The sequence below is a fragment of the Arthrobacter hankyongi genome, from assembly GCF_022012395.1.
Lineage (GTDB): Bacteria > Actinomycetota > Actinomycetes > Actinomycetales > Micrococcaceae > Crystallibacter > Crystallibacter hankyongi.
The window spans coordinates 114,972-141,426 of sequence record NZ_JAKLTQ010000004.1; the positions used below are offsets into that span (position 1 = coordinate 114,972).

Below are 26,455 nucleotides of genomic sequence, written 5' to 3' on the forward strand. Positions count from 1 at the left end.
TTCGGCAAAGACCGCCGTTTCCGGCAGCCGCAGGCCGCGGGATTGAGCCAGGTGCGCGGTACCGGGCTACCCTCGAAGCGTGCCCCTCCATTCCACCCCTAACGTCCAGTCCATGGAGTCCGGCCGGGGCCTGAACCGCCGCATCCTGGCCCTGGCCGTACCGGCCTTCGGCGCGCTCATCGCCGAGCCGCTGTTCCTGCTCGCGGATTCGGCCATCGTCGGTCATCTGGGCGTGGCCGAACTGGCCGGCGTCGGGCTGGCGGCCACGGTGGTGCAGACCGCCGTCGGGCTGATGATCTTCCTTGCCTACTCCACCACGCCCGCCGTCGCCCGGCTGCTGGGCGCCGGGCGGATGCCCGCCGCGCTCGCCGCCGGCCGGGACGGGATCTGGCTGGCGGTGCTGATCGGCGTCGTGCTGTCGGTGGCAGGCTGGATCTGGGCGCCGCAGCTGACCGCGGCGATGGGTGCCGCGGGCGAGGTCCAGGTCTTCGCGGTGGATTATCTGCGCTGGTCCATGCCGGGGCTGACCGCGATGCTGCTGGTGCTCGCGGCCACCGGGGTGCTCCGCGGGCTGCAGGACACCCGCACGCCGCTGGTGGTCGCCGGGGCCGGCTTCCTGCTCAATATCGGCCTGAACCTGCTGCTGGTCTACGGACTGGACATGTCGGTGGCCGGGTCCGCGCTGGGCACCAGCCTGGCCCAGTGGGGGATGGCGGCGGTGTACCTGGCTATCCTGTACCGGCTCGCAGCCAAGTACGGCGTGCCGCTGCGGCCCCGCTGGGCCGGCATCCGGGGCACCGCTCACGTGGGCTCCTGGCTGATGCTGCGGACGCTGTCCATGCGCCTGGCCCTGCTGGCCACGGTGTTTGTGGCCGCGTCGCAGGGCGAGGTCAGCCTGGCCGGGCACCAGCTGGTGATGACGATGTACAGCTTCCTGGCCTTCGCGCTGGACGCCATTGCCATCGCTGCCCAGGCGCTGATCGGCAAGGAACTGGGGGCCGCGCACACCGCCGTTGCCCATGCGCTCACCCGCCGGATGATCCTCTGGGGCTTGGGCTTCGGGGTGGTGACCGGCGGGCTGCTCGCCGCCGTGGCGCCGTCGGCCGGCTGGCTGTTCACCTCCGACCCCGCGGTGGTGGAGGCCGTCACCGCGGGCCTGTGGCTGTTGGCGGCCAGCCAGCCGGTCTGCGGCTTTGTCTTCGTGCTGGACGGCGTGCTGATCGGTGCCGGGGACGCGAAGTACCTGGCCGTGGCGGGCGTGCTGAACCTGCTGGCGTATATACCGCTGCTGGCATGGGTCCACGCCGCGCAGCTGACCGGTGGAACCGGGCTGGCCTGGCTGTGGGCGGCCTTCGCCCTCGGCTACACCTCGGCCCGTGCGGCCACCCTAGGCTGGCGGGTCCGCACCGACGCCTGGATGGTCACCGGCGCCCACTAAACTCTCTACCGTGAGCATTTCCCCAACCGCCCAAGCTGCCGCCTTCTGGCAGCCCACTCTGTTCCGAGCCGCCGTCGCCGCCGTTTTCGGCGCGGTCTCCATTTTCTGGCAGGAACCGGCGCAGGGCCCGGCGTCGCTCGCCGTGGCGGCCTTCCTGCTGCTGACCGGCGTATCGGTCTGGCTGCTGGCGCGGCGGCCGGAGGCGGCGCCGCAGCGCCGGCTGCTCGGCGCGGCGGCCGCAGTGTTGGCGGTGGCAGGTGCGCTCGTGCTGTTCTTTCCTACACCCGCGGCCCTGGCGTGGCTGGCGGCGGCCGGGCTTGTGCTCTCCGGAGCCGTGGAGCTGCTGCTGTGGTGGCGCAGCAGGACGCAGGAAGCGGCCCGCAGCGTGTTGGCCAAGGACTGGCTGATTACCGGTGCGGTGGCCGTGGGCTTCGGCGCCGCCCTGCCGTTCTTCGTGCCGCTGGGCGCGCACGCCCTGCTCGGCGTGGCCGGCGGCGCGGCGATTATCACCGCCGTCGTGCTGTTCATTGCCGCCCTGAGCTACCGCCACGACGCGGTCCGGACGGGCTCCGTCCGACCCTAGCCGCGGCAGCCCGGACGGACAGCGGTCTGCGGCAGGTAGACTGGATGGGGACTTTGAGCAGTAACCAGGAGGAAACCACGGTGGCGAAGAATGCGTCAGGACGCCCGAACGAGCCGCGGGTGTCGGTCAAGGCGCCCCTCATTTTTGCCGCGGTGCTAGGTGTCATCGCCGGTTTCTTCACCATGATCTTCTCCACCGGCGGCGCCTCCAAAGCGCTGCGCTGGGACCTGGGACTGACTGCGGCCGGTATTGCCTTCATTGCGTCCCTGCTGGTGGTGGCCGTCCTGACCATGTCCACCAAGGAGAATCCGAACCATCTGAGCGAAGGCTCCGGGATCCACCGGGTTTCCTCCAAGATTCCGGGCGGTGCCGGATCGGTCAAGCCGGGCGCTCCCGTGCCGCCCGAGCCGGATGCCGGCCCCCGGGACGGGGAGCCCGACGACGGCGCCTCACCGCGCCGCTGATCCTCGCCGATCCGGCGCCGCGGCCGGGGCACCGGGCGCGCGGGCGGCCTTCAGGCCTTCAGGCCTCAGGCGCTCCGGACTGCGGCGTGCTTGCGCGCCCGGTACGCGGCCACGTGCGTGCGGTTGGCGCAGTTGCCGGTGTCGCAAAAGCGCTTGGACCGGTTGCGCGACAGGTCCACCAGTACCGCGTCGCAGTCGTCGGCCGCGCAGAGCTGCAGCCGGTCCAGTTCCTTTTCGCGGATCACGTCCACCAGAGCCATCGCGGCCTCGACGGCGAGCCGGACATCAACCGGGGCCTCCGGGGTGGTGGCATGCAGGTGGTAGTCCCAATGGTCGTGCTTGACCAACTGGGGGAGCGCCCGGGCCTCGCGCAGGATCGCGTTGGCCAGTTCCACGGCATCGTCCTCGCTGGCGGCCCAGGCTGACCGGAGCCGCGGCCGCAAGTCCTTTACGGCCTGCAGTTCGTCCTCCGTGTGCGTCCGGGAACCGGTGAATTCGATCATGTCGAGGAATCCGTCCAGGTCCGCCGGAGTGCGCAGTTCGTCCGATCCATGCGCGGCCGTGTTGATCAGTTTCGCCATGTCCACGAGGGATTGCTCGGTGTCATAGGCAAACGTCATTTTGACTCCTGACGTCCTTCGAAATAATGTCAGTAGTATACTTGTGGGTTATTCCTGACATGCCTGCCGCCTCCTGTGACGTACGGCGGTTCCCGCCGCTGCGGCCGCCAGGATCCCCCGCGCCGCCGTTTCATTGTGTTCAGGGGTTATCTATGCGTTCTTCCACGGATGCCGCCGCCCTCCGCCCGCCGCGCAGCCTGGCCCAGCCCGGAGTGTCCGGTGTGTGGATTGCGCTGGCCTCGTCGGCAGTCTTCGGGCTCTCCGGCTCTTTTGCCAAATCACTGCTGGAAGCCGGCTGGACGCCCGGCGCCGCCGTCGCCGTCCGAATGCTGGGTGCCGCACTGCTGCTGCTGGTGCCCGCCCTGGTGCTGCTGCGCGGCCGCTGGTCCACGCTGCGCAGCAACTGGCGGACCATCGTGCTCTTTGGACTATTCGGTGTGGCCGGCTGCCAGCTCTTCTACTTCAACGCCGTATCCACACTGTCGGTGGGGGTGGCGCTGCTGCTGGAGTACCTGGCTCCGGTGCTGATCGTGCTGTGGCTGTGGATTTCCACCCGGCGCACTCCGCGCACCGCCACCATCGCAGGGTCGCTGCTGTCCCTCGCAGGCCTGGTGCTGGTGCTCGACGTCGCCGGCGGCATGAAGCTCGACGTCGGCGGGGTCCTGTGGGGCCTGGGTGCTGCGGTCTGCCTGGTCGTCTACTTCTTTATCACCGCCAAGCAGAACGACGGCCTGCCGCCGCTGGTGCTCGCCGCCGGCGGCATGCTGGTGGGTGGGGCGACCATGCTGCTGCTCGGCGCCGTCCGCGTCCTGCCCATGCAGTTCAGCCTGGCCGACAGCCAGTTGGCCGCCTGGCCTACACCCTGGTGGGTCCCGCTGGCCGGGCTGATTGTATTTTCCACGGTGCTGGCCTACGTCAGCGGCATCATGGCCGCTCGTGCCCTCGGCTCGACGGTGGCTTCGTTCGTATCCCTGACCGAGGTGCTCTTCGCCGTGCTCTGGGCCTGGCTGCTGCTGGGCGAACTGCCCGCGGGCATCCAGCTCACCGGCGGCGCCCTGATCGTGGCCGGGGTGCTGCTGGTGCGCCTCGACGAACTGCGTCCCCCGCGCGCCCGTGCCTCGCGTACGCCGTCGCCGGCCGCGCCGTCGTCTGCTGTGCCGTCGCCCGCTGCGCCGTCGATCGTGCCTGTTCCCGCCGTGTCTGTGCCTGAGCCGGCCGCGCCCGCCGCGCCGTCGGCCGCGCACGGGCCCCGGGTGGCGGCGAAAGCCGGGCCGGCTGGCTAGCGGCGGCAGGTGTGGAGGCCATGGACCGGGCGGCAATGCCCGGCCCATGGCGTATCCGGGAGCCTTTTCGCAGCGGCCGCACCGGCCTGCCCCTGTGATTTGCGTCCCAGACTATGGCCAGCGACACATTGAGGCGTAATCCGCATCATATAGTGGTTGACCGAACGGTCGGTCCGCACACCTGTTCGTCATTCGAACAATCGTGCCGGGCGCGGCTGCCGTGGCAAGCAACACAGTGAGGCACCCTATGGACATCAAGGCGCGCATCGAGGCGTCACCAATGAAGCGTGTGCAGGTCGGCGTCATCGCCATCTGCATGGCGCTGTACATGATCGACGGCTTCGACGTACTGGTCATGGCGTTCAGCGCCAATGCCGTCATGGAGCACTGGGCCCTGAGCGCTTCCGAACTGGGCGTGCTGCTGAGCGCGGCGCTGGTGGGCATGGCCATCGGTTCCATTTTTGTCTCCAGCATCTCGGACATCATCGGCCGGCAGCGGACGCTGCTGATTGGTGCGGTCATCGTCGCGCTGGGCATGCTCGGCTCCGCGTTTACCCCCAGCTACGAGGTGCTGGTGGCCCTGCGCTTCATCACCGGACTCGCCGTGGGCACCCTGCAGGCTACCGCCAATGTGCTGGCCTCCGAGTTCTCCAATGCCAAGCGCCGCTCGACTGCCCTGGCCATCGTCAGCATCGGCCAGCCGATCGGCGGCGTCGTCGGCGGCATTATTACCGGCATGTTGATCCAGGCCTTCAGCTGGCATGCAGCGTTCATTTTCGGTGCCATCATCACCGCCGTCATGATCCCGCTCATCCTGTTCGCCGTCCCGGAGTCGGTGGACTTCCTGCTGGCCCGCCGCCCGTCCGGCGCCCTGCCGCGGGTGAACAAGGTGCTGCGCCGGATGGATCAGCCGGCGGTGGCCGAGCTGCCCGCAGCTGCCCCGGTAGCGGCAAAGAAGAAGTCCCGCTTCGCGGATGTGCTCACCGGCGCCAACGCCCGGCGGACCATCCTGATTTCGCTCACCTACTTCGTCCTGATGGCCAGCTTCTACTTCGCCAACTCCTGGACCCCCAAGCTGGTCACCGCCAGCGGCTTCAGCCAGCAGGACGGCATTAACGCAGGCGTGCTGTTCAGCGTCGGGGCCATCGTCGGCGCCGTGGTGCTGGGCTTCTTCGGGGCGCGCTTCCCGATGCGCAAGGTGCTCGCGGTGTTCTTTGTCCTCGGCGGCCTGACCTTCGGCGCGTTCTCGCTGTCCACCGGCTCGCTGGCCGGAGCGCTGTTCGCCGCCTTCCTGGTCGGCTTCGGCTCCAATGCGCCGATTGCCGGCATGCTCGCGATCAGCCCGACCTACTACACCTCCGAGGTGCGCGGCACCGCCCTCGGCCTGGTCATCGGCATGGGCCGGGTGGGTGCCATTGCCTCCCCGATCATCGCCGGGACCCTGATGGACGGCGGCTGGGCGCCGACGGACCTGTACTTCCTGTTCATCGTCCCGATGCTGATCGGCGCCGTGTTCATCTCCATGCTCGGCAAGCCGGTGCTGGGCGCCCCGGCGACGGCGGCCGATAAGACGGTGCCGGAGCGCGAGTCCGTGGACGCGAAGTAGCCTTCCGGGCAGTCCGGGGCAGCGGCGGGGTCCGGCTTTAGGCCGGGTCCCGCCGCTGCCTGTTTTGCTATCGCTGTTTCTGCGGCGGATCCGCGCGGGCTGCTCCGGACGGAACCAAATTGTCGGAACCGGCCGATAACGTACAGCCATGGACGGAGGCCAGCGTGAATACCTGCTCCCCGAGGAGGGGGACAGGTCCGTGCTGGAGCTTTGCGTCCACAAGCTGCTGTTGGATGCCTGGGCCGGGCAGCTGAACCTGCCAACCGAGGCGCCGGCGGCAGAGCAGTTCCGGCCTGCCCTGGCGGCCGACGGCGATCCCGTGACTCCTGTCGCGCAACTGGCCGCGCAGGTCGCGGACAGCCGCATCGCCGGCCTGGGGGACGCGGAAATCATCGACTTCCTCAAGGCCACCGGACGCCTGCAGTCCATGGTGCAGTCCCTGATGGTGCAGGCCCTGCACCGGTTCACGCAGCTGCGCCCGGCTGCAGGTGCCGAGGCCGGGGCCGTCGACGGGTTCTCCCGCTTCGCGGCCGGGGAAATCGCCGTCGCCTTGGGCCTGGGCGATGCCGAGGCCCGGAAGAACCTGGCCGATGCCGCCCAGATCTGCACCCATTTGCCGGCCACCGCGGCCGCCATGGCCGCCGGCGAGCTGGACCTGGCCCGTGCCGCGGCCATCGCCCGCGGCTCCGCCGACCTGCCCGTGGAGCTCCTGCCGGACTTCGAGCAGGCCGTGGTCCCGGAGGCCGGCACCATTACCCGCCAAGGTGTTGAGGCCCGCTGCCGTACGGCCCGGCACCACCTTCATCCCGAACCGCTGGAAGAACGCCACCGGCGCGCCAACGAGTCCCGGGACGTCAGGCTCGTTCCCCAGGATGATGGCATGGCCGAACTCTGGATCCGTACCAGCGCGGACAAGGCCTGCCTGATCTACCACCGCGTCCAGACCCTGGCCCGTTCACTGCAGGGACCGGAGGAGGCCCGGACCCTGCCACAGCTGCGGGCCGATGTAATCACCGACCTGCTGACCGGCTCGGCCGCGCCCGGGCAGGCCTTGGGCGGCACCCCGGACAACTGTGCCGGGACCGGTACGGTGGTGATCACCGGCGTCGCGGTGACCTTGCCGCTGGCGACAGCCGCCGGCCTGGGCAGTGAACCCGGGGATCTCGCCGGGTACGGGCCCATCCCCGCGGAACAGGCGAGGGAACTGGCCGCCCTGGCCAAGTCCTGGCTTCCCGTCCTGACCGACGGCAACGGACAGGCCATTGCCGCTGCGGCAAACCTGCGTATCCCGCCCGGATGGCTCAAACGCCTGGTCCGGCTGCGCGACCGCCACTGTCGCTTCCCCGGCTGCCGCCGGGTCGCCGCACACTGCGAGATCGACCATGTCACCGAGTGGGAAGCCGGCGGGAAAACCGTCTTCGGGAACCTGCAGTGCCTCTGCGAAGCCCACCATGCGGCAAAGCAGCACGGCGGGTGGCGGGCCAGGCCCGGGCCGGGTGGCCACATCCACTGGACGGCGCGCACCGGCCACCGCTACACCACAAAGCCCGACGACGGTTGGGGCGTCGCGCTGCCGTCCGCGGGGGATGCCTCGGGTCCGGGTCCGGCAGCGGGCCCGGCCACCGGTCCGGCCGCGGGGGATGCCGGCCCGGACGAACCGCCGCCGTTCTGACCCGGGTGCCCCAGCGGGTGCGTCATCAGCAGGTGTGCCATTGTCCCCGGCCGGGGACAATGGCAGTGGGAATCGACTCCGGAAGGAAGACGCCATGTGCCGCAACATCCGACAGCTGTACAACTTCGAGCCGGCCGCGACCAGCGCCGAGGTCGAGGCCGCCGCCCTGCAGTATGTCCGCAAGGTCAGCGGCAGCACCAAGCCGTCCAAGGCCAACGAGGCTGCCTTCAACGAAGCAGTGCACGAAATCGCGCACATCACGCAGCACTTGCTGGACTCGCTGGTGACCACCGCCCCGGCCAAGAACCGGGACGAGGAGGCCGCCAAGGCCCGGGCCCGGTCGCTGGCCCGTTTCGGAGCCGCAGGTTAGCACCGCTCCCTCGGCCCTGCCGAGTCAGGCAGGTGCAGGCCCGGCCGGTTCAGGCCTGATACCCGGCCAGGTTTCAGGCCCGGGAGCCGAACCGGCGCAGCCGCAGCGAATTCGCCACCACCAGCACCGAGCTGGCGGCCATGGCGGCGCCGGCGATCATTGGATTCAGCAGGCCCAGAGCCGCCACCGGGATGCCCAGCGTGTTGTAGGCGAAGGCCCAGAACAGGTTGGCCTTGATGGTGCCCAGCGTCCGGCGGCTCAGCTCGATGGCCTGCACCACCTGGTGCAGGTCGCTGCCCATGACGGTGATGTCGGCGGCCTCGATGGCCACGTCGGTGCCCGAGCCCATGGCGATCCCCAGATCCGCCTGGGCCAGGGCGGCGGCGTCGTTGACCCCGTCGCCAACCATCGCCACGGTGCGGCCCGCGGCCTGCAGCTGCCTGACCGCTGCCACCTTGTCCGCGGGGAGCACATCGGCGTGGACGTCTTCCGCGGCAATGCCGACGGCGGCGGCCACCCGGTCGGCCACGGCGGCGTTGTCGCCGGTGAGCAGGACCGGCCGCAGTCCGAGTTCCTTCAGCCGGCTGATCGCGTCGGCCGAGCTGTCTTTGACGGTGTCCCTGAGACTGACAATGCCGGCCGCTTCACCGTCCACGGCCAGCCAGATGGCGGTGGCTCCGCCGTCCTGCTGACCTTTGAATGCGGCCTGTTCCGCCGTGCTGGGGGCGATGCCGTTCTCCTCGAGCCAGCCGGTGCGTCCGGCCACCAGCGTCAGGAGAGCACCGCCGTCGTAGGCAGCGGTCCCGCGCACACCGCCGCCGGCGGCACTGTGGAAATCCGCCAGGACCGGAACCGGCCCGGCGGCGCGGGCGGCCTCGACCACGGCCTTGGCAATGGGATGCTCGGAACCGGCCTCGACGGCGCCGGCCAGCGCCAGCACCTCGGCCGAGGTGCGTCCGTTCAGGGCGGTGACGGTGTCGACCGCCAGCCGGCCGGTGGTCACGGTGCCGGTCTTGTCCAGCAGGATGGTGTCCACATGGCGGGTGTCCTCGAGGATCTGCGGACCCTTGATCAGGATGCCCAGCTGGGAGGCCCGCCCAGTGCCGGCCAGCAGCGCGGTGGGTGTGGCCAGGCCCAGCGCACACGGGCAGGCGATGACCAGCACCGTCACCGCCGCGGTGAAGGCCGCCTCGAGGCCGCCGCCGAAGGCCAGCCACAACACGAAAGTGGCCACGGCGATGGCGAGCACGATGGGGACGAAGACCGCGCTGATCCGGTCCGCCAGCCGGGCGATCGGTGCCTTGCCGGCCTGGGCCTGGCTGACCAGCCGTCCCATCTGCGCCAGCGTGGTTTCGGAGCCGACACGGGTGGCCCGCACCAGCAGCTGCCCCGAGGTGTTGATGGTCGCGCCGGTCACGGCATCGTCTACGCCCACGTCGACCGGCACGGATTCACCGGTGATCAGGGAGGTGTCCACGGCGGAGCGGCCCTGGACCACGTAGCCGTCGGTGGCGATCTTCTCGCCCGGGCGGACCACGAACTCGTCGCCCGGAACCAGTTGCTCGGCCGGAACCCGGACCTCGATGCCGCCGCGCAGCACAGTGGCTTCCTTGGCGCCGAGGTCCAGCAGCGCCTGGAGCGCGCTGCCGGCCTTCTGCTTGGCGTTGGCCTCCAGATAGCGGCCGAGCAGCAGGAAGGTGACCACAACGGCGGCGGTCTCGAAGTAGAGGGCGTGTTCGGCCATGCCGCCGTGCACGTGCGCCGTCATCATCGGGTCCATGACCAGCTGCCAGGCCGAGAAGATGAACGCCGCGAGCACACCGAGGGAGACCAGGGTGTCCATAGTGGAGGCCAGGTGCCGGGCGTTGACGGCGGCGGCGCGGTGGAACGGCCATGCAGCCCAGAACACCACCGGGGCCGAGAGGACCAAGGCAGCCCAGCCCCAGTGCGGGAACTGCGCGGCCGGAACCATGGAGATGATGAAGACGGGAATGGTCAGGACGACGGCAGCCCGGAGTCGGGGGCGCAGCTGCGCAGTGGTGCCGCCGTGGGCCAGATGGTCTTCATGGGCCGGGTGGTCCGTTGGGCTGTGTTGGTCCGCATGCTGCGTCTGGCCGCGGTGGTCCGGGTGCCCGGGCTGCGGTGCGGCCGACGGCGCCCCGTGGGCCGTCCGGAGCGTTGCCTTGTAGCCGGTGGCCTTGACGGTGTCGAGGATCTGCTGGTCCGTGACGGACGCGGGGACGCTCACCTGTGCAGATTCGAGCGGCAGGTTGACGCTGGCGGAGACGCCCTCGATCTTGCCGAGCTTGCGTTCCACGCGGCTGACGCACGAGGCGCAGGTCATCCCCTCGATGTCGAGTTCAACCAGCCGGGTGTCTGTCCGGCCGGTGCTGCCGGTTGTGCCGGCCGCTGCGTCAGTGCCCGTTTCCTGGGCCATGGTCCCCTCATTCCTTCTGGTCTGTGCAGTCCGGCTGCGTCCTTCGGAGCTGCCGGGCCGCTCAGGCGTCCGCGGCGACGACGAGGTAGCCGGCCTCGGCGACAGCTTCGCCGATCTGTTCCGGGTCCAGCGATCCCTCGGAAGTAACGGTGGCGGTGGAAATGCCACCCTTGTTCAGTTCGATCTCGACCTGCTGGACGCCCGTAAGCGAGGTCAGTTCCTCGGTCACGGCGTCGATGCAGTGGCTGCAGGTCATGCCGTCGATGCTGATCCGGGTCGTGGTCATGGTGTTCTCCTTGGCGGGTTCCTAGCGGAGCAGCCGGCCGATGGCGTCCGCGGCTTCCTTCACTTTGTCCTGCACGAGCTGCGGGTCCCCGGAGGCCTCCGAATCCCGGGCGGCGCCGACCACGCAGTGGGCGATGTGGTCCTCGAGCAGGCCGAGGCTGACCGCATGCAGGGCCTTGTTGATGGCCGAGACCTGCGTCAGGATGTCGATGCAGTACTTGTCCTCGTCCACCATCCGGGCGATGCCGCGGACCTGACCCTCAATGCGCTTGAGCCGGCGCAGGTAGGCGGCCTTGTCCCTGGTGTAGGCGTGGCCGACATGGATGTCGGCCACCACGGTATCCGGGATGTCGTTGGTGCTCATGATCTCCCTTTCCACGCTCATGGCACCAATAATATACCCCTATGGGGTATGTGGCAAGGCTGTGGAAGCCGGCTGCTTGGTCTGCGGGCGCAGCGTCCACCAGGCAAGGGCAGAGGCGGCGAGCATCAGGACCGCGGCAATGCCGGCGGTGACCTGCACGCCGCTGTCGAAGGCCCGGTGGGCCGAGTCCAGCAGCTGCCCGGCGGTGTCGGCCGGCAGGCCGGCGGCGGCGTTGATGGCCCCGCCGAGGGTTTCGGAAGCGGCCGAGGCCTGTTCCGGGTCAAGGCCGGCGGGCAGTTGGAGCTGGCTGCGGTAGGAAGAGACCAGGATGCTGCCGAGCAGCGCCGTGCCGAAGACCGAGCCCACTTCGTAGGCCGTTTCGGACACCGCGGAGGCGGCGCCGGCCTTGGCGGCCGGCACGCTGGAGAGGATCAGGTCGTTGGACAGGGTCTCCGAGGCACCGACGCCGGCACCCAGCAGGGCGAACGCGGCCATCAGCGTGCCGGCCGGAGCGCCCTGGCCGGCGGCGGCCACCATCCAGTAGGCGCCGGCCGAGAGTAGCAGGGCGGCGGAAACCACCAGGTGCGCAGGCATCCGGCGGACCAGCGGCACGGCGGCGAATCCGGCGATCACGGTGACGGCCAGGCCTGGCAGCAGAACCAGGCCGGCCTGCAGGGGGCTGAGGCCGAGCACCAGCTGCAGGTGCTGGGAAACGAAATAGAGGAACCCGACCAGGGAAAAGACCGCCAGCAGGTTCACCAGCACCGCGCCGGTGAACGGTCGCACGCGGAACAGCCTGACGTCCAGCATCGGCTCCGGCCGGCCCAGCTGGCGGCGGGTGAACAGCCAGCCGGCCAGGATCCCGAGGCCCGCCGCGGCGGCGGTGACGGCCGGGCTGCCCTCGTTGGCTAGGTTCTTGATGGCGTAGACGACCGGCACCATGGTCAGTACGGACAGGGCGATGCCGGGCACATCGACGCTGCCGGGATGCGGATCGCGGCTTTCCGGAACGCACAGCGGCGTCAGGACCAGCATGGCCGCCAGGACCGGAACCGCCAGTAGGAACACCGAGCCCCACCAGAAGTGCTCGAGCAGCACGCCGCCGACCAGCGGGCCGACGGCGGCGCCGGCGGAGAAGCCTGCGGCCCAGACCGCAATGGCCATCCGCCGCTGCCTGCGGTCGGTGAAGATGTTGCGGATCAGCGAGAGCGTGGCGGGCATCAGCATTGCGCCGAACACGCCCAGTCCCGCGCGGGCCGCCACCAGGGCTTCGGCGCTGGGCGCGAAGGCGGCGGCGACGGAGAGCGCCGCAAACCCTGCGGCCCCGATCATCAGCATCCGCCGGCGCCCGAACCGGTCGCCGAGGCTGCCCATGGCGACCAGCAGCCCGGCCAGCACCAGCGGATAGATGTCGATGATCCACAGCAGTGTGGTGCCGGTCGTGTTCAAGGCCAGCGAAATGGCCGGCACGGCGAAGCTGAGCACGGTGTTGTCGACGGCGACCAGCAGGACCGGCAGCATGAGCACGGCCAGGGCCGTCCATTCTTTGCGGCCGGCGCGCAGTTCGAGGGCGAGCATGAGTGTCTCCTTGGAAAATCGGTCTGGCCCTACTGTACCGTCTGGACGGTTTAGTCGCCAAGCCGGTGCGACGTACCATGGAGGCATGTCCAGTGCCAGAGACCGCATCCTCGACAACTTCGAAGACATCCTGATCAAGGAGGGGGAGAGGGCCGCCACGATGGATGCGGTGGCAGCGGCCGCCGGTGTTTCCAAGGGCGGGCTGCTGTACCACTTCCGGTCCAAGGAAGCCATGGTCGAGGCGCTCTGCGAACGCCTCGCAGCCCTGACAGCGGCGGAGGCGGACACCATCAAGGCGGCGCCCGAGGGGGCCGCGCGCTACTACGTCAGAACCTCGCGGTACGTGGATTCGCCGCTGGACCGCGCGATCGTCGCGGCGGCCCGGCTGGTCCAGCAGGGCCATCCGGCCGCTGAGGCGACCTTCGCCGGGATCCAGGATGTCTGGCTGGAGGCACTGGAGTCATGTCTGGGCAGCCGGGCCCTGGCACAGGCGGTCAAGCTGATGGGGGACGGGCTGTATTACAGCGCGACCTTCCTCTCCGCTGGCGTCGCCGCGCCGCGTGTGACGGACGAGGAGCTGGAGGCAGTGCTGGAGCAGGTGGACGTGCTGGTAGCTGCTAGCTCGCGTCCGGATGAAGGGCCGGCAGCAGCTCGGTGAGCAATTGCTGGACGCGGCCGCGGATCTCGTCCCGGAGGGGCCGGAGGCCGGCAACGTCCTTGCCCTTGGCATCGGCCAGGTCCCAGTCCTCGTAGCGTTTGCCCGGCGGCACCGGGACATTGCCGCCGCAGCCCAGGCTGACGACAATGTCGGCGTCCTCCACCGCCTGGGCGGTCAGGGCCTTGGGCCGTTCGGCCGAGATGTCGATGCCTTCCTCGGCCATGGCCGCCACGACGTCGCGGCTGACTTCGCGGGCCGGACGCAGCCCGGCGGACCGGACGTCGATCGTGCCGCGGGCCAGCTGCGCCAGAAAGCCGGCTGCCATTTGCGAGCGGCCGGCGTTGCGCTCGCAGACGAAGAGGACGGAGGGTCGGTAGGCAGGGGATCCGGTCATGGGGCTATTATTCGCCGGGTAAACCAATCCCGTCCACGGAAAGCAGCCAGTGAACTTCAAAGCAGACCAGCCCAGTGTCCTCTTCGTCTGTTCCAGCAACAGCGGCAAGTCCCCGATGGCGGCCGGTCTGATGGAACAGGTGGCCGCCGGCACCGTCCGGGTCCGCTCCTGCGGTACGGCTCCGGCCGGGTCGGTGAACCCGGAATCGGCGGCGTCGCTGGCCGAACTCGGCATCGATATCGGTGACACGGTACCCACCGCGGTCACGGATGAGGCGCAGCGGGCCGCCGACGTCGTCGTCATCCTCGGCAGCAATGCCCAGCTGGAACCGCTGCCGGGCACCCGGTACGAACGCTGGGAAATCGACGAGCCAAGCCTGCGCGGGATCCACGGTGCGGAGCGGATGCGCCTGGTCCGGGACGAGATCAAGGCCCGGGTCGAGGCGCTGCACCGGGAACTTACCCAGCGCTGACGGCCCGGCCGCACCGGCCGGGCCGGGCCCGGGTCAGGCCGCCCTGACCGTGAAGGGCACGGTGGCCACCTTGCCGTCAGCGAGGCGGAACTGGCCCCAGAGCCGGTACAGGCCCGGGTTGTCGAACCGCGCATGCACCGTCAGTTCCGGTCCGAACGTCTGGCCGGGTAGCGCGAACACCGGGTTGCCGCCGGCGTCCTCGACCTCGGCGTGTTCGTGGGCGAAACTGCCGTCGGCACCCATAATGACCACGTGCCCGGCGGCGGCCAGATACGGCTGCAGGTCGGCCAGCGGGCGCCCGGACACCGCATCCGTAAAGGAAAAGACCAGTTCGCTGGTCCGGCCGGCGCGTACGGCACCGGTCAGGGAGACCCGCACCCCGCCAACCGTCTGCGGACGAGTGTCCTCGGCCAGGCCCGCCGGAACCGACACCGCCGGACCGGCGATGCGGACCTGCTGGACATCGTGGATGTCGGCCATCTCGCCCTGCCGGCGGAATTCCGTGTCGATCCGGTAGCGGCCGGCGGTCGGGAAGGCCATGTCGACGGCCAGCTCTCCGGGCTCCCCGGTTGGCTCGGGGTGGACGTGGGTGAAGGTGCCCAGGTCCTCCCGGGTGGCAATCAGGTGCATGAACACCGCGTGGCTGCGGCCCAGGTCCGCCACCGGCCGGCCGGTGTGGGCATCGGCGAGGTGGACCAGCACGCGGGTGGGCCGGCCCGGCCGGGCCGTGGCGGGGACCTCGAGCCTGACCTCGACGCCGGCGTCCTCGGCATCGGCCGGGTCGATCTCAGCGGCCATCATGGTGCTCATGGCCGGGCGCATCGGCATGCCGGTGGACTGGGTCCAGGCCAGCACGCCGTTCATGCCCCGCTGGGCGGCATCCGACCGGCTCAGCACGGTGAACCCGGTCCCGAGCAGCACGGCCAGGGCGCCGACGCCGGCCAGGTAGGCGTAGCGGCCGAGCCGCTCGCGCAGCGGCGGATGCAGGATCTCCCGGACGCCGGCCGGGCGGCGGAAGCCGCGCAGCCGCAGTGCGTTGGTGATGACGCTGACCGAGCTCATCGCCATGGCGGCGGAGGCCAGCACCGGGTCCAGCAGGATTCCGCCGGCAAAGTACAGCATTCCGGCGGCCACCGGGATGAGCAGCACGTTGTAGGCGAAGGCCCAGAACAGGCCCTGCTTGATGGTGGACACCGTGCGCCGGGACAGCGCGATCGCGGCGACAATGCCGCGCAGGTCACCGCCGACCAGGGTGATGTCCGAGGCGGCGATGGCGACGTCGGTGCCGGTGCCGATGGCGATGCCCAGATCGGCTTGGGCCAGCGCCGGGGCGTCGTTGATGCCGTCACCGACCATGGCGACCACGTGCCCGCCGTTCTGCAGCGAAGCGATCCGGTCCGCCTTCTGCGCCGGCAGCACCTCGGCCAGCACCCGGTCGATGCCGGCGGCCCGGGCGACCGCGGCCGCGGTGGCGGCATTGTCCCCGGTGAGCATCCACACCTCCAGGCCCACGGCCTTCAGCTGGGCCACCGCGTCGGCCGACTCGGGCCGGATGGTATCGGCGACCGCGACCAGGGCGGCCGCCCGGGCATCCACGGCGACGAACATCGGTGTCTGCCCGGCTTCGGCGGCGGCCGCTGCGGCCTCGTCCAGCGCGGCCGTGTCGACGCCGGCCGAGGCCATCAAGGCCCGGTTGCCGATGACGACGGTGCGGCCGCCGGCGCTGGCCCGGATTCCGTGTCCGGGCAGTGCCTCGAAGCCCTGCACCGGCGGCAGGTCCAGGCCACGCTCCCGGGCGGCGGCGGTGATGGCCTCGCCCAGCGGGTGTTCGCTGCCGAGTTCGGCCGCGGCGGCCAGGGCCAGGATCTCGTCGGCATCCCAGTTCCCGGCCGTTTTGATGCCGGTGAGGGCCGGCCGGCCGGTGGTGAGGGTTCCGGTCTTGTCCAGCACGACGGCGGTCAGCCGCCGCGCCTGTTCCAGGGCCTCGCCGTTGCCGATCAGGATGCCCAGTTCGGCGGCCTTGCCGGTACCCACCATTACCGCCGTCGGGGTGGCCAGGCCGAGGGCGCACGGGCAGGCAATAATCAGCACCGCGATGGCGGTGCCGATGGCCAGGGTCATCCTGCCGCTTTCCGGCCCGAACAGCGCCCAGCCGGTGAAGGTGGCGGCAGCGATCAGCAGCACCGCCGGCACGAACCAGGCCGAGACCTTGTCGGCGAGCCGCTGCATCGGGGCCCGCGATCCCTGCGCGTCCTCGACCAGCCGGATGATCCGGGCCAGCGTGGTGTCGGAGCCGACGGCGGTGGCGCGCAGCACTATCGAGCCGGTGCGGTTCACGGTCGCGCCGATCACGGCGTCGCCGGCGGCCTTGTCCACCGGGACGCTCTCGCCGGTGAGCATGCCCTCGTCCACCGTGGAGGCGCCGTCGGTGACCAGGCCGTCGACGGGGATCTTCTCACCCGGCCGGACCCGCACCAAGTCGCCGACGGCGACGTCCTCGACCGGAATGTCGGTCTCGCTGCCGCCGCGGATGACCCTGGCGGTCCGGGGCGCCAGGTCCGCCAAGGCCTTGAGGGCGGCGGCGGTCTGCCGTTTGGCCCGGCCTTCCAGCCACTTGCCCAACAGCACCAGGGCCAGGATTACGAGCGAGGTCTCGAAGTAGACGTGCAGCGGCAGGCCCCAGCCTTCGGCGGTGGCGGGCCACAGGGTGACGAACCCGCTGTAGCCGTAGGCCACGCCGGTGCCCAGGGCCACCAGCGTGTTCATGTTGGTGGTGCGGTGCCGGGCGGCGGCGACGGCGGCCGCATAGACGCCGCGGCCTGCCCAGAACTGGACCGCGGTGGCCACCACCAGCAGCAGCGGCATCAGCCAGTCCATCGCGTCCACCGGCAGCGGCAGGTACATCAGCACCATCATGGCCAGGCCGGTGGCCAGGGTCAGTTGCCACCGGCGTTTCAGGGCGGCGAGTTCGGCGTCGCGCCGGGCCTCCGGATCCGGGTCCGACGGCGCGTCCCCGGTTTCGCTGGGCGGTGCGGACGGGGTGCCGGGCCGGGGCCGCACGGTGCCGGTGTACCCGGCGGCGGCGACTGCGGCGGCGAGCCCGCCGGGCTGCACCAGCGCCGGGTCGTAGGCGACCGTGGCCACCTCGGTGGCCAGGTTCACCCGGGCGGAGGCCACGCCGTCGAGCCCGGCCAGGGCCTTCTCCACCCGCCGCACGCAGGCGGCGCAGGTCATCCCGCCGATCTCCAGGGCGCATTCGGTCAGGGTCGAAGTGGTCATGGTCCGTCCTTCCGTCCGGGCCGGCGGGTCGGCCGGCAGGTCAGTGGTGCTGCCCGGCGTGGTGGGCGTGGGTGTACTCGCTGCGGCGCAGCAGCATGGCCAGCGCCATCGCCGGCAGCATGAGCAGGTGTCCGGCGGCCATCAGGGTGTGCCCGGAGATGGCGCCCAGCCACAGCGGGGGGAAGAGCATCACGAAGGGCAGGTACATGGCCGCGGCCATCTCGGCGATCGGGGCCCAGCGGTGCCCGCGGTAGAGCATCCATGCGGACATCGCCAGCGTCATGTTGGTGGCCATCACCAATGCGGCGACGTCCGGGCGGTCGAACACCGCGGACACCCCCAGCGCATCCGTGGCCCAGGACCAGACCGGTGCCAGGGCGGCCATGCCGATGATCATGGCCACCACCATCTCCAGGTAGTGCCGGGTGAACGCCCACACGGCGGTGCGGCGGCCGGCGCGGTGATCGGCAGGATGCTGTTGCAGTGCTGTCTTGTCCACGGGAATTCCTTTGCTGGCTGGGGTAGGGAAGGATCAGGCGAGCGTGTAGCCGGCTTCGTCGACGGCGGCCGCGACGTCGGCACGCGCCAGCGGCCTGTCGCTGGCGACGGTCACGGTGCCGGTGGCCAGGTCCACCCGGACGGAGCGGACGCCGGCCAGGCGGCTGATTTCGCCGGTCACGGCGGCTTCACAATGGCCGCAGGACATCCCTGCCACCTGGAAGGCGGTGGTCTGGGCGTCGGATCCGGTAGCGGAGTAGGTGTTCACGGGGTGCTCCTTGGGCAGTTGCTGCGGTTTTGGACGGTTCGATCATCCAACCGGGGGCAGGTGGCTCGGACCGGCAAAATTGCCGGGTTTTGGCGGGGAAACAGCGGGCTCTGCGCCCGGGTGCGTTGTTAGACTCATCCGGTGGTTCACGGGAGGCAGGATGAACGCGCCGCGATCGCGGCTCTGGTGGACGAGGCGTGGGCGTCGCGCGGCGGCGCCCTGGTCGTACGCGGGCTGCCCGGCGTCGGTAAATCCACGCTGCTGGACGACGCCGTGGCCCGCAGCGAGGGGATGCAGGTGCTGCGCACCGCAGGCATCGAGTCCGAATCGCCGCTGGCGTTCGCGGCCCTGCACCGGCTGCTGCGCCCGCTGATGCCGCGCGCCGGCAGTCTGCCCGAGCCGCAGGCCCGGGCGCTGCGGGCCGCCTTCGGCGAGATCGCCTCCGACGGCGTCGACCGCTTCCTGATCTTCCTGGCCGCCCTGAGCCTGCTGGCGGATGCCGCCGAGGACGGGCCGGTGCTGGCCGTGGTGGACGATGCGCAGTGGCTCGACGAGGTTTCCGCCGCAGCGCTGCTGTTCGTGGCGCGCCGGCTGGATGCCGAACGGGTGGCCCTGCTGTTTGCCGCCCGGGACGGGGACGAGCGCCGCTTCGACAGTGCGGACCTGCCCGGGATTGTGCTGTCCGGCCTTGACGAGGCCGCCGCCGCAGCCGTGTTGGCCGAATGCTCCGGCGTTGAGGTTCCGGCCGAAGTAGCCGGGGAACTGGTGCGCGGCACGGGCGGCAACCCGCTGGCGCTGGTCGAGCTGGCCGGCTCGCTGTCTGTGGACCAACTGGCCGGAACCTCCCGGTTGCCGGCCCGCCTGCCGCTCACCGCCGGCGTCGAGCGCGCCTTCCTGGACCGCTACCGCAGCCTGCCGGAATCCGCCCGGACCTGGCTGCTGGTGGCCGCGGCCGACGACGCCGGGGCGGCGGCGGTGGTGCGCGCGGCGGCCCGGGCCCTGGGCGCCGGCGGTGACGGACTGGAGGTGGCGGAACAGTCCGGCCTGCTGAGCGTGCAGGACGGGCAGCTGAAGCTGCGTCACCCGCTGGTCCGCTCGGCCGTCTACGGCGCGGCGCCGGGCCAGCTCAGGCGGCAGGTGCACCGCGCCTTGGCCGACGCGCTGGCCGGCGAACACAACCGGGACCGGCGGGTCTGGCACCTGTCCGCCGCTGCCGAGGAGCCCGACCCGGCAGTGGCCGCGGAGCTCGACCAGGTCGCCGACCGGGCCCGCCGGCGCGGCGGGCACGAGGCCGCCGTGGCCGCCTGGGAACGGGCGGCCGGACTGAGCACCGACGCAGCGGCCAAGGCGGCTTTCCTGCATGCTGCGGCCGGCAGTGCCTGGCTGGCCGGCCAGCCGGTGCGGGCCCGCGCGCTGAACGACGTGGCCCTTGACGCTGCCACGGATCCCGGCCTGCGTGCCGATGCCGCGCTGCTGCGGGCCCGGATCGAATGGAATACCGGATCCCTGCAGCAAGGACATCACCTGGTGCTGGAGGGAGCCCGGGAGGTTGCCCCTGCCGATCCGGTCCGCGCCCGGCAGATGGCCATGTTCGCCGCGGCCCTGGCCTCCTTCGGCGGCGGTGCCGACGGCGGCGTCAGCCCGGTGTCGTTGGCAACGGAACCGGAGGACGGTGCACCGGCCCGCCAGCGTTGTTGCTGGAACCTGCTCGTCGGGTTCCACCACGTGCGCTGCGGAGAGCTGGAAGAGGGCGCGGCCGTGCTCCGGGCCGCCTATGCCGACGGCGCGTCGCTGGAAGATGCCGACCAGGACCTGCTCCCGAACCTGGGCGTCGCCGCCATGCTGCTCGGCGATGACCGGGAGTACCTGCAGTACCACCGTCTGCTGCTGGCCCGGGCCCGCAGCACCGGCGCCTACGTGCTGGCGCTGTATGCGCTCACCCGGCGCGGCCTGGCCGACTTCGTCACCGGCAGCTGGGGCAATGCCCGCGCCGCCGCCACCGAAGCACTGCAGCTGGCGCGGGGCACCGGGCAAGCCGGGCTGGCCGCCTACCCGCTGGCCATGCTGGCACTGCTCGACGCCGTGCAGCAGGACGAGGGCTTCGCCGGACACCTGGCCGAGGCCGAGGACGTTGCCGGCGGCCGCCAGCTGGGAACCTTGGGCGGGATGGCGCACGATGTGCTGCTGTGGGCCAAGGCCCTCCGCAGCGGCCAGGCCGATACCGCCTTCCACCATCTGGCCCAGCTGCAGCTGCCCGGCATGCAGTACTTGACGGCGATCGACCGCGTCGAGGCCGCCGTGCGGTCCGGCCGGCCGGAGCAGGCCGCCGCCTGGCTCGATGACCTGCGGCGGTACGCTGCGGCCACCGGCAACGCGTGGCCCGCTGCCGCCGTCGCGCACGGGCAGGCGCTGCTCGCCGAGGGCGCCGGCGCCGAGGCGCTGTATCTGGCGGCGTTGGAACGGCACCGTTCCTCGCTGCGCGTGTTCGACCGGGCCCGGACCCAGCTGGCCTACGGCGAATTCCTGCGCCGGGCCCGGCGGCGCGTCGATGCCCGGGTCCATCTGCAGGCGGCCCTGGACACCTTCACCGACCTCGGGGCACGGGCGTGGGCCGAACGTGCGGGCCAGGAACTGCGGGCCTCGGGCAGGACGGCCCGGAAGCGGGATCCGTCCACCACGGCCGCCCTCACGCCGCAGGAATTGCAGGTGGCCGGGCTCGTCCAACAGGGCCTGTCCAACCGCGAGGCGGCCGCCCAGCTGTTCCTCAGCCCGCGCACCATCGACTTCCACCTGCGCAATGTCTTTGCCAAGCTCGGCATCAGCACCCGCGCCGAGCTGATACGCCGGCGGCTGGAAGGAAACGCTTCCGGCGGGGCGTGACCCGGCAATTCCACCGGTGCGATCCGGGCCGGTGCGGCCGTAGCGTGGCGGCCATGCTCACGACATCATGGACCCCCGGTACCCCGGATCCCGCCGGCGGCTGCACCGTGGTTGCCGTGTGCCTGCGGCTGCGCTCCTACCGCGACCTGCCCCGGCTCCTGTACCGGATGCTGCCGGTGCGGCGCCGGCTCCGGGACGCCGGCGGACTGCTCGGCTATGCGTTCGCCTTCGAACCTGCCGCCGCTGCCATCTGGACCGTGTCCGCGTGGTCCCGGCGGGACTGCCTGGCCCGGTTCGAAGCCAGCGCAGCACACCGCGAAGCCAAACTGGCGCTGCGCGGCGTGCTGCGGCCTTCAACCGTGCTGGTGTGGGACTGCTCCTCGGGCCAGCTGCCGCCGGACTGGGCCGAGGTCAGGGACCGGGAGGCCGCCGCGGCCCGGCGCGGCTGACCGGGTCAGGCCTGCGCTGTCTCTTGGCCGGTATTCTGCGCCGCGACGTCTTTGATAGCCTGCGGCGACATCCAGAGCAGCTCCCACACATGGCCGTCGGGATCGGCAACCGAGGCCCCATACATGCCGGGCATTTGTTCCTTGGCCGGCAGGTAGACGCTGCCGCCGCTGGCCTCGGCCCTGGCGACGAGGTCATCGACCTCCTCGCGTGAATCGCAGCTAAGGCAGTTGAGCACCTCCTTGGCGTTGGAATTGAGGTGCGCCGTGCCGCCTTCGCCGAGGAAACCCTCGTACATGCCCTTCTCCAGCAGCATCACGGTGATGTTCTCCGCCACCGTGATGGCCGAGCACTCCTCGCTGCTGAAGCGGGGTTCCTTGGCGAAGCCGAGCCCGGTGTAGAACTCGGTCGCCTTGCCCAGATCGGAGACGGGGAGGTTGGGGAAGATCATGCGTGCCATGGGGTGGTCCTTTCGCGAAGGTTCGGGCCAACGGGGTGGGCTGCTGGACGTCAACAGGAACTGAACCGGCCATACGAAAGCGGCGCGCGCTCCGGAGCCAGCCTGGAAACCTCGGATGGAGCGGCGCGGCCTGGGCCGGACACCGTTCACAATGGCATCGGACAGGGGGTGAAGGCAAGGGGGTGCCGGGTTCGGGCGGCATACCCTTGATGCACCTGCCGTGCCCGCCTACGGTGGAAGTAACGGTCCGATCGGAGGGTTGAGCAATGGTGGAACGGCACATTGAGCAATGGTGGGTGGATCTGGAGACCGACCACAAGGAATGGTTCCGCGAGAACCTGCGGGCCGAGGTCATTGATACCGATGTGGCACTGGCTGTGTACGAGGCCGGCGGCCCGGACCTGAAGGAGAAGTCCCTGCATCAGCGCGACTGGGATTTCATCGAGACGCAGTCCGAGTTCGTGGACTGACAGTTCGTAGCTTGAGCGCCGCCCGACGCAGCCGGGCTGGCGGTTTCTCGCCGTCGGGTCGGTCCACCCTGCCCAGTCGAATTCAAATCATCCCGGAACCCGCCTGGCCCGGCCGCCGCGATCGGAGAGACTCGTGACCCCGCCCCTGAAGGTTGCCGGCCGCGCACTGGTCCCGCCGTTCGAGGTCATGAACATCCTGGCCCGGGTGGCCCAGCTGCGGGCAGCTGGCCGCGATGTCATCTCGCTGTGCGCCGGGGAGCCCTCCGGCGGCGCACCCCGGGCGGTCTCCGCCAAGGCCGCGCAGCTCCACGCCTCCGGCCTGGCCCTGACCTACACCGAGGCGCTGGGCATCCGGCCGCTGCGCGAGGCAGTGGCTGCCCATTATGGCCGCTGGTACGGCCTGGACGTCGCCCCGGAGGAGGTGGCCATCACCACCGGATCCTCGGGCGCCTTTATGCTCGCGTTCCTCGCCGCCTTCAACCACGGGGACCGGGTGGCCCTGGCCCGCCCGGGGTACCCGGCCTACCGCAACATCCTGACGGCGCTGGGCTGCGAGGTGGTGGAGATCGACTGCGGCCCGGCCGAGCGTTACCAGCCTACGCCCGCGCTGCTGGAAGCCGCGGCACACGGGCCGCTGGACGGATTGGTGCTGGCCTCTCCGGCCAACCCGACCGGCACCATGGCCACCCGTGCGGAAATCGAGGCTCTGGCCGGCTGGTGCGCGGCCAACGGCGTGCGTCTGGTCAGTGACGAGATCTACCACGGCATCACCTACCCGGCGGACCCGCAGTCCCCGGACGCGCGCGGCGTCTGCGCCTGGGAATTGGACCGGACCGGCGTCGTCATCTCCTCCTTCTCGAAGTACTGGGGGATGACCGGCTGGCGCCTGGGCTGGGCCCTGATGCCCGCAGACCTGGCCCGGGCCATGGACGCGCTCGCCGGGAACGTGGCGCTGTGCCCGCCGGCGCCGGCCCAGTTGGCGGCGGTGGAGGCCTTCAGCAATGAGTCCTATGCCGAGGCGGACGCCGCGGTGGCCGGCTATGCGAAGGTGCGCAGGCTGCTGCTGGAAAACCTTGGCCGGCTGGACTGGGGGGCCGCAGCGCCCGCGGACGGCGCCTTCTACCTGTATGCGGATCTCGGCGCGCAGCTGGCCGGCTTCGCCGGTTCGGCCGACTACTGCCGGGCACTGCTGGAGCAGGAGTCGGTGGCCTTGGTGCCGGGCTCCGATTTCGACGCCGTGAACGGCACCCGTTCGGTCCGCCTCTCCTTTGCCGCCGGCGAGGCGGCGGTGGCCGAGGCGGTGGAACGGATCATCCGCTTCCAGGCCCGGCACTGACCCCCGCGCCCACCTTCCCCAAGGACCTCGCTTTTCCCTCCCCTCGGACCCACTTCCCCGCCCCTCCCACTTCCTCCTCCCCCCGAAATGGGAATCGGGGAAGAGGCGGGTGCTAGTCCTGCTCCGCCGGCGCCTTGATGCCCAGATGGTGGCTCGGCAGACGGTCCCGTTTGTAGGTGATCTCGGTATAGCCGTGCGGCGCCGGGTTGCCCTCTTCGTCCAGGTTGACGAAGACGATCTTCTCGATGGTCAGGATGCTCTTACGGGTGATGATGTTGCGCACTTCGGCCCGCATGGTCAGCGACGTCCGGCCGAAATGTGTGGCTGTCAGGCCCATCTCGATCAGGTCTCCCTGCTCTGCGGAGCTGACGAAGTTGATCTCGGACATGTACTTGGTCACCACCATGCCGTTGCCCAGCTGGATGATCGCGTAGATGGCTGCTTCCTCGTCGATCCAGCGCAGCAGGCTGCCGCCGAAGAGCGTGCCGTTGGCGTTGAGGTCCTCGGGCCGCACCCACTTGCGGGTGTGGAAGTTGATCTCGTCGGAAGTCGCAGAAGTCTCGGAAGCCATGGTCCGAGGGTAGCCGAGGCGGCGCCGGCCAGGCCGTTACGGCACCGTGGCGGCGGTCCGCACGGCAATCGTCTTGGCATAGCAGTGCGAGTCGGCCACCCCTTCGTATGGGCCGAAATTCGGGATCGGCAGGTAGCCGCCGCGCTCGTAGAACCGCATTCCGTCGCTCTGCACCGAGCCGGCCTCCGCCCGGATCTCCGCGTAGCCGGAGGCCAGTGCCTTGGCTTCCAGCGCCGCCAGGATGGCCGCGGAGACGCCCGAGCCGCGGGCATAGGGGACCACGTAGACCCGCTTGATCTCCGCCGTCGACTCATCCAGCCGCCGCAGGCCGCCGCAGCCCAGCGGCTGGCCCGAGGACTTCTCGTAGGCAATCAGGAAGACCGGCATGTCCTCGGCCGACGGCGGCGGGCCGGCTTCGTGGTCGGCGGTGCCGAAGCGGGAGCTGAGCTCCCGCTGCTGGGCCGCGCGCAGGTCCGCCCCTACAGGGTTGGACCAGGGCATTTCCTTGATGGTGAGCCGGGGATGCTGCATCACTGCCTCCTGTCTGCCGAAGGTGTATGCAACTAAAGCCTAGGTACGCCCGGTTTCGGCAGTGTTTCCGTCCGGTTCAAAGTCCTTTACATCCTCGACGGCGGCTCCCGGTGCCGCCGGGCGCGGTCGAGCGGGAGAACTTTAGTCTCTATGAGACAATAGTGCCAATGTCTTCCCATAAATCCTCCACTGTGTCTTCCGCCGTGCCTTCGACTGCGCCCGCCGCTGCGCCTTCCGATGCCCCGGTCCGTCCCCAGGTCCGCCCGGCGGCCGAGGGCTGGCAGCAGGCCGTCACCACCGAGGGCCGGCCGCTGCTGCAGTTCAAGTCCCCGCGGGTGACCCAGCCGCCCGTGCATCTGGCGGATCTGAGTCTGGCCGAGCGCCAGGAGAAGCTCAAGGAGCTCGGCCTGCCGGCGTTCCGGGCCAAGCAGCTTTCGGTCCACTATTTCCAGCACTACACCACCGACCCGGAGCGGATGAGCGACCTGCCCAAGGCCGGACGCGAGGAACTCGTGGACGCGCTGTTTCCGAAGCTGCTGACCGAGGTCAAGCGGCTGGCCACGGACAAGGGGGACACGATCAAGTTCCTCTGGCGGCTCTTCGACGGCTCGCTGGTGGAGTCCGTGCTGATGCGCTACCCGGGCCGCATCACGCTGTGCGTGTCCAGCCAGTGCGGCTGCGGCATGAACTGCCCGTTCTGCGCCACCGGCCAGGCGGGGCTGACCCGCAACATGTCCACCGCGGAGATCCTGGACCAGATCGTGCAGGCCAACCGGGTCATCGCCGAAGGCGGTCTCGGCGGCAGCCGGCGACCGGCCGAGGCCGGTCAGGACGCCGAGCGCGTCACCAACATCGTGTTCATGGGCATGGGCGAGCCGCTGGCCAACTACAAGCGCGTGATGGCCGCGGTCCGCCGGATGGCGGCCCCGGCTCCCGAGGGCCTGGGCATGAGTGCGCGCAACATCACCGTCTCCACGGTGGGCCTGGTTCCGGCGATCAACAAGCTCGCGGCCGAGGACCTTCCGGTGACCTTCGCGCTGAGCCTGCACGCGCCCGACGACGAACTGCGCGATGACCTGATCCCGGTCAACTCCCGGTGGAAGGTGGACGAGGCCCTGGATGCGGCCTACAACTACTACCGCACCACCGGCCGGCGCGTATCCATCGAGTACGCGCTGATCAAGGACATGAACGACCATCCGTGGCGTGCCGACCTGCTGGCCAGGAAGCTGAACCAGCGCGGCCGCGGCTGGGTGCATGTGAACCCGATTCCGTTGAATCCGACGCCGGGCTCCATCTGGACCAGCTCCGAGCCGGCCGTCACCCGCGAGTTCGTCGACCGGCTGTCCGCCGCCGGCATTCCGACGACGCTGCGCGACACCCGCGGCAAGGAGATCGACGGCGCCTGCGGTCAGCTCGCAGCCGCGGAGTAGCTAGCCCCGGGGTAGTTGCCACCCCTCATCCTCCATGGATGATGGCAAGTCGGCGCCT

The 26,455-nt window shown here is 70.4% G+C and carries 26 protein-coding genes; 14 read left to right on the forward strand and 12 right to left on the reverse strand.

Annotation, left to right across the window (positions count from 1 at the left end):
* Positions 1-112 precede the first annotated feature (112 nt).
* From LVY72_RS08190 to LVY72_RS08200, 3 genes are read left to right on the forward strand one after another with little or no spacing between them, the layout of a single operon-like run.
* A complete protein-coding gene (locus tag LVY72_RS08190; RefSeq protein ID WP_237819872.1) occupies positions 113-1,438 on the forward strand; it encodes an MATE family efflux transporter in 1,326 nt (441 codons plus the stop codon).
* A gap of 10 nt (positions 1,439-1,448) precedes the next feature.
* The gene (locus LVY72_RS08195) at positions 1,449-2,021 is read left to right on the forward strand and encodes a hypothetical protein (protein WP_237819566.1); all 573 of its coding nucleotides are present in this window, start codon (positions 1,449-1,451) and stop codon (positions 2,019-2,021) included.
* A 53-nt stretch (positions 2,022-2,074) separates the two neighbouring features.
* On the forward strand, positions 2,075-2,485 hold the full coding sequence (locus tag LVY72_RS08200) for a hypothetical protein (RefSeq protein WP_237819568.1): 411 nt from the start codon (positions 2,075-2,077) through the stop codon (positions 2,483-2,485).
* A 65-nt stretch (positions 2,486-2,550) separates the two neighbouring features.
* On the opposite strand, the gene LVY72_RS08205 is transcribed toward LVY72_RS08200, so the two are convergent.
* Positions 2,551-3,105, reverse strand: a complete 555-nt coding sequence (locus tag LVY72_RS08205) for a CGNR zinc finger domain-containing protein (protein WP_237819570.1) — start codon at positions 3,103-3,105, stop codon at positions 2,551-2,553.
* A 152-nt stretch (positions 3,106-3,257) separates the two neighbouring features.
* Here LVY72_RS08205 and LVY72_RS08210 point away from each other — a divergent pair, with 152 nt between their 5' ends.
* From LVY72_RS08210 to LVY72_RS08225, 4 genes are all read left to right on the forward strand, one after another.
* Positions 3,258-4,388, forward strand: a complete 1,131-nt coding sequence (locus LVY72_RS08210) for an EamA family transporter (RefSeq protein WP_237819572.1) — start codon at positions 3,258-3,260, stop codon at positions 4,386-4,388.
* Positions 4,389-4,635: 247 nt separating this feature from the next.
* Positions 4,636-5,994 carry an MFS transporter gene (locus tag LVY72_RS08215; RefSeq protein ID WP_237819574.1) on the forward strand — a complete coding sequence of 453 codons (1,359 nt, stop codon included), beginning with the start codon at positions 4,636-4,638 and terminating at the stop codon, positions 5,992-5,994.
* A 148-nt stretch (positions 5,995-6,142) separates the two neighbouring features.
* Positions 6,143-7,666: an HNH endonuclease signature motif containing protein gene (locus LVY72_RS08220; RefSeq protein WP_237819576.1), complete on the forward strand. Its 1,524-nt coding sequence runs from the start codon at positions 6,143-6,145 to the stop codon at positions 7,664-7,666.
* 94 nt (positions 7,667-7,760) lie between these two features.
* Entirely contained in the window at positions 7,761-8,036 is a 276-nt protein-coding gene (locus LVY72_RS08225) for a DUF2277 domain-containing protein (RefSeq protein WP_237819578.1), read from the forward strand.
* A 73-nt stretch (positions 8,037-8,109) separates the two neighbouring features.
* On the opposite strand, the gene LVY72_RS08230 is transcribed toward LVY72_RS08225, so the two are convergent.
* The 4 genes from LVY72_RS08230 to LVY72_RS08245 all read right to left on the reverse strand — a co-directional run bounded on the left by LVY72_RS08230 (position 8,110) and on the right by LVY72_RS08245 (position 12,700).
* Entirely contained in the window at positions 8,110-10,380 is a 2,271-nt protein-coding gene (locus tag LVY72_RS08230; protein WP_237819875.1) for a heavy metal translocating P-type ATPase, read from the reverse strand.
* Between the two features lie 154 nt (positions 10,381-10,534).
* On the reverse strand, positions 10,535-10,759 hold the full coding sequence (locus LVY72_RS08235; RefSeq protein ID WP_237819580.1) for a heavy-metal-associated domain-containing protein: 225 nt from the start codon (positions 10,757-10,759) through the stop codon (positions 10,535-10,537).
* 21 nt (positions 10,760-10,780) lie between these two features.
* Positions 10,781-11,122 carry a metal-sensitive transcriptional regulator gene (locus LVY72_RS08240; protein ID WP_237819877.1) on the reverse strand — a complete coding sequence of 114 codons (342 nt, stop codon included), beginning with the start codon at positions 11,120-11,122 and terminating at the stop codon, positions 10,781-10,783.
* A 39-nt stretch (positions 11,123-11,161) separates the two neighbouring features.
* Complete coding sequence (locus tag LVY72_RS08245; protein ID WP_237819582.1) at positions 11,162-12,700, reverse strand: MFS transporter; 1,539 nt, start codon at positions 12,698-12,700, stop codon at positions 11,162-11,164.
* A gap of 85 nt (positions 12,701-12,785) precedes the next feature.
* On the opposite strand from LVY72_RS08245, the gene LVY72_RS08250 reads away from it, so the two are divergent.
* Positions 12,786-13,358: a TetR/AcrR family transcriptional regulator gene (locus LVY72_RS08250; protein WP_237819584.1), complete on the forward strand. Its 573-nt coding sequence runs from the start codon at positions 12,786-12,788 to the stop codon at positions 13,356-13,358.
* Here the strand turns inward: LVY72_RS08250 and LVY72_RS08255 are convergent.
* On the reverse strand, positions 13,318-13,752 hold the full coding sequence (locus LVY72_RS08255; protein WP_237819586.1) for an arsenate reductase/protein-tyrosine-phosphatase family protein: 435 nt from the start codon (positions 13,750-13,752) through the stop codon (positions 13,318-13,320). The genes LVY72_RS08250 and LVY72_RS08255 overlap by 41 nt on opposite strands.
* Positions 13,753-13,801: 49 nt before the next feature.
* Here LVY72_RS08255 and LVY72_RS08260 point away from each other — a divergent pair, with 49 nt between their 5' ends.
* Positions 13,802-14,224 carry an arsenate-mycothiol transferase ArsC gene (locus LVY72_RS08260; RefSeq protein ID WP_237819589.1) on the forward strand — a complete coding sequence of 141 codons (423 nt, stop codon included), beginning with the start codon at positions 13,802-13,804 and terminating at the stop codon, positions 14,222-14,224.
* Between the two features lie 33 nt (positions 14,225-14,257).
* Here LVY72_RS08260 and LVY72_RS08265 read toward each other — a convergent pair whose 3' ends face one another.
* Genes LVY72_RS08265 through LVY72_RS08275 form a run of 3 tightly spaced genes read right to left on the reverse strand, consistent with a single transcriptional unit; the run spans position 14,258 to position 18,269 of the window.
* A complete protein-coding gene (locus LVY72_RS08265) occupies positions 14,258-17,503 on the reverse strand; it encodes a heavy metal translocating P-type ATPase (RefSeq protein WP_308190720.1) in 3,246 nt (1,081 codons plus the stop codon).
* A gap of 40 nt (positions 17,504-17,543) precedes the next feature.
* On the reverse strand, positions 17,544-18,002 hold the full coding sequence (locus tag LVY72_RS08270; RefSeq protein ID WP_237819591.1) for a hypothetical protein: 459 nt from the start codon (positions 18,000-18,002) through the stop codon (positions 17,544-17,546).
* Between the two features lie 33 nt (positions 18,003-18,035).
* Positions 18,036-18,269, reverse strand: a complete 234-nt coding sequence (locus tag LVY72_RS08275; RefSeq protein ID WP_308190721.1) for a cation transporter — start codon at positions 18,267-18,269, stop codon at positions 18,036-18,038.
* A gap of 141 nt (positions 18,270-18,410) precedes the next feature.
* On the opposite strand from LVY72_RS08275, the gene LVY72_RS24610 reads away from it, so the two are divergent.
* Positions 18,411-21,149 carry a helix-turn-helix transcriptional regulator gene (locus tag LVY72_RS24610; RefSeq protein ID WP_237819593.1) on the forward strand — a complete coding sequence of 913 codons (2,739 nt, stop codon included), beginning with the start codon at positions 18,411-18,413 and terminating at the stop codon, positions 21,147-21,149.
* 53 nt (positions 21,150-21,202) lie between these two features.
* Positions 21,203-21,598, forward strand: a complete 396-nt coding sequence (locus tag LVY72_RS08285) for a hypothetical protein (RefSeq protein ID WP_237819595.1) — start codon at positions 21,203-21,205, stop codon at positions 21,596-21,598.
* A gap of 5 nt (positions 21,599-21,603) precedes the next feature.
* Here LVY72_RS08285 and LVY72_RS08290 read toward each other — a convergent pair whose 3' ends face one another.
* Positions 21,604-22,056 carry a VOC family protein gene (locus LVY72_RS08290; protein WP_237819597.1) on the reverse strand — a complete coding sequence of 151 codons (453 nt, stop codon included), beginning with the start codon at positions 22,054-22,056 and terminating at the stop codon, positions 21,604-21,606.
* Positions 22,057-22,322: 266 nt separating this feature from the next.
* On the opposite strand from LVY72_RS08290, the gene LVY72_RS08295 reads away from it, so the two are divergent.
* Together LVY72_RS08295 and LVY72_RS08300 are read left to right on the forward strand one after the other, a co-directional pair.
* The gene (locus LVY72_RS08295) at positions 22,323-22,526 is read left to right on the forward strand and encodes a hypothetical protein (RefSeq protein ID WP_237819600.1); all 204 of its coding nucleotides are present in this window, start codon (positions 22,323-22,325) and stop codon (positions 22,524-22,526) included.
* 187 nt (positions 22,527-22,713) lie between these two features.
* Positions 22,714-23,862, forward strand: coding sequence for a pyridoxal phosphate-dependent aminotransferase (locus LVY72_RS08300; RefSeq protein ID WP_237819882.1), 1,149 nt, complete (start codon positions 22,714-22,716; stop codon positions 23,860-23,862).
* Positions 23,863-23,974: 112 nt separating this feature from the next.
* Here the strand turns inward: LVY72_RS08300 and LVY72_RS08305 are convergent, their stop codons facing one another.
* Positions 23,975-24,433 (reverse strand): acyl-CoA thioesterase, encoded by a 459-nt coding sequence (locus LVY72_RS08305; RefSeq protein ID WP_237819602.1) that lies wholly within the window; start codon positions 24,431-24,433, stop codon positions 23,975-23,977.
* Between the two features lie 36 nt (positions 24,434-24,469).
* The gene (locus tag LVY72_RS08310; RefSeq protein ID WP_237819604.1) at positions 24,470-24,964 is read right to left on the reverse strand and encodes a GNAT family N-acetyltransferase; all 495 of its coding nucleotides are present in this window, start codon (positions 24,962-24,964) and stop codon (positions 24,470-24,472) included.
* Positions 24,965-25,131: 167 nt separating this feature from the next.
* On the opposite strand from LVY72_RS08310, the gene rlmN reads away from it, so the two are divergent.
* Complete coding sequence (rlmN, locus tag LVY72_RS08315; RefSeq protein WP_237819606.1) at positions 25,132-26,397, forward strand: dual-specificity RNA methyltransferase RlmN; 1,266 nt, start codon at positions 25,132-25,134, stop codon at positions 26,395-26,397.
* Positions 26,398-26,455 lie beyond the last annotated feature (58 nt).

Bases quoted from the DNA above. Each gene is read 5' to 3' on its own strand.
- LVY72_RS08285 (WP_237819595.1), top strand. From the start codon at position 21,203: ATGCTCACGACATCATGGACCCCCGGTACCCCGGATCCCGCCGGCGGC.
- LVY72_RS08215 (WP_237819574.1), top strand. From the start codon at position 4,636: ATGGACATCAAGGCGCGCATCGAGGCGTCACCAATGAAGCGTGTGCAG.
- LVY72_RS08240 (WP_237819877.1), bottom strand. From the start codon at position 11,122: ATGAGCACCAACGACATCCCGGATACCGTGGTGGCCGACATCCATGTC.
- LVY72_RS08300 (WP_237819882.1), top strand. From the start codon at position 22,714: ATGAACATCCTGGCCCGGGTGGCCCAGCTGCGGGCAGCTGGCCGCGAT.
- LVY72_RS08205 (WP_237819570.1), bottom strand. From the start codon at position 3,105: ATGACGTTTGCCTATGACACCGAGCAATCCCTCGTGGACATGGCGAAA.
- LVY72_RS08250 (WP_237819584.1), top strand. From the start codon at position 12,786: ATGTCCAGTGCCAGAGACCGCATCCTCGACAACTTCGAAGACATCCTG.
- LVY72_RS08290 (WP_237819597.1), bottom strand. From the start codon at position 22,056: ATGGCACGCATGATCTTCCCCAACCTCCCCGTCTCCGATCTGGGCAAG.
- LVY72_RS08235 (WP_237819580.1), bottom strand. From the start codon at position 10,759: ATGACCACGACCCGGATCAGCATCGACGGCATGACCTGCAGCCACTGC.
- LVY72_RS08295 (WP_237819600.1), top strand. From the start codon at position 22,323: ATGGTGGAACGGCACATTGAGCAATGGTGGGTGGATCTGGAGACCGAC.
- rlmN (WP_237819606.1), top strand. From the start codon at position 25,132: ATGTCTTCCCATAAATCCTCCACTGTGTCTTCCGCCGTGCCTTCGACT.
- LVY72_RS08310 (WP_237819604.1), bottom strand. From the start codon at position 24,964: ATGCAGCATCCCCGGCTCACCATCAAGGAAATGCCCTGGTCCAACCCT.
- LVY72_RS08255 (WP_237819586.1), bottom strand. From the start codon at position 13,752: ATGACCGGATCCCCTGCCTACCGACCCTCCGTCCTCTTCGTCTGCGAG.
- LVY72_RS08305 (WP_237819602.1), bottom strand. From the start codon at position 24,433: ATGGCTTCCGAGACTTCTGCGACTTCCGACGAGATCAACTTCCACACC.
- LVY72_RS08245 (WP_237819582.1), bottom strand. From the start codon at position 12,700: ATGCTCGCCCTCGAACTGCGCGCCGGCCGCAAAGAATGGACGGCCCTG.
- LVY72_RS08230 (WP_237819875.1), bottom strand. From the start codon at position 10,380: ATGACCTGCGCCTCGTGCGTCAGCCGCGTGGAACGCAAGCTCGGCAAG.
- LVY72_RS08265 (WP_308190720.1), bottom strand. From the start codon at position 17,503: ATGACCACTTCGACCCTGACCGAATGCGCCCTGGAGATCGGCGGGATG.
- LVY72_RS08225 (WP_237819578.1), top strand. From the start codon at position 7,761: ATGTGCCGCAACATCCGACAGCTGTACAACTTCGAGCCGGCCGCGACC.
- LVY72_RS08220 (WP_237819576.1), top strand. From the start codon at position 6,143: ATGGACGGAGGCCAGCGTGAATACCTGCTCCCCGAGGAGGGGGACAGG.
- LVY72_RS08210 (WP_237819572.1), top strand. From the start codon at position 3,258: ATGCGTTCTTCCACGGATGCCGCCGCCCTCCGCCCGCCGCGCAGCCTG.
- LVY72_RS08190 (WP_237819872.1), top strand. From the start codon at position 113: ATGGAGTCCGGCCGGGGCCTGAACCGCCGCATCCTGGCCCTGGCCGTA.